The organism is Streptococcus sp. HMSC10E12, assembly GCF_001807855.1.
Classification (GTDB): Bacteria; Bacillota; Bacilli; order Lactobacillales; family Streptococcaceae; genus Streptococcus; species Streptococcus salivarius.
On record NZ_KV791128.1, the window covers coordinates 1 to 799 of the forward strand.

1 protein-coding gene is annotated in these 799 nt (G+C 40.4%); it reads left to right on the plus strand.

The window, feature by feature from the left end:
• Position 1 precedes the first annotated feature (1 nt).
• A partial coding sequence (locus HMPREF3112_RS10675) for an ISL3 family transposase (RefSeq protein ID WP_256262703.1) occupies positions 2-799 on the plus strand: 798 nt, incomplete at its 3' end.

Consider the following 799-nt stretch of genomic DNA (forward strand, 5'->3'; position numbering starts at 1 on the left):
TATTAAGAATACCACAGAATTAATCGGAATTAAAGACCAAAATATCAAGATTTCACTTGTTTTTGAAACTGACACTCATATCGAGATTCAAGCAAAACTTGATTACCCTGCACCATCATGTCCTCACTGCCAAGGAAAGATGATCAATTATGACTTTCAAAAGCCTTCTAAAATTCCTCTTCTCGAACAAGCTGGAACGCCTACACTGCTACGTCTGAAGAAACGCCGTTTCCAGTGTAAAAGTTGTAAGAGAGTCACGGTAGCTAAGACATCTATCGTTGAGAAAAACTGCCAAATCTCAAATCTAGTCCGTCAAAAAGTTGCACAACTCCTAACTGAGAAGATGTCACTAACAGATATTGCCAGAAGACTTCGTGTGTCGACCTCTACCGTCTATCGTAAGCTTGATCAGTTTACTTTCAAGGAACATTTTGACAAACTCCCAAGGGTCATGTCCTGGGATGAGTTTGGTTTCAAGAAAGGGGAATTGGCTTTTGTGGCTCAGAACTATGAGACAAACAAACTCATAACCATCCTTGATAATCGCTGCCAAACCTCTATACGAAACTACTTTTTGAAGTATCCATTAAAAGCTCGCCAAAAGGTGCAGTTTATCACGATGGATATGTCTGGAGCCTACATCCCACTAGCCCGCAGACTCTTTCCAAACGCAAAAATCGTTCTTGATCGTTTCCACATCATCCAGCACCTTAGTCGAGCCTTTTTAAAGACAAGAATTGCAATTATGAACCAATTCGATAAGAAGTCACTACCCTATCGAGCCTTGAAAAATCACTGG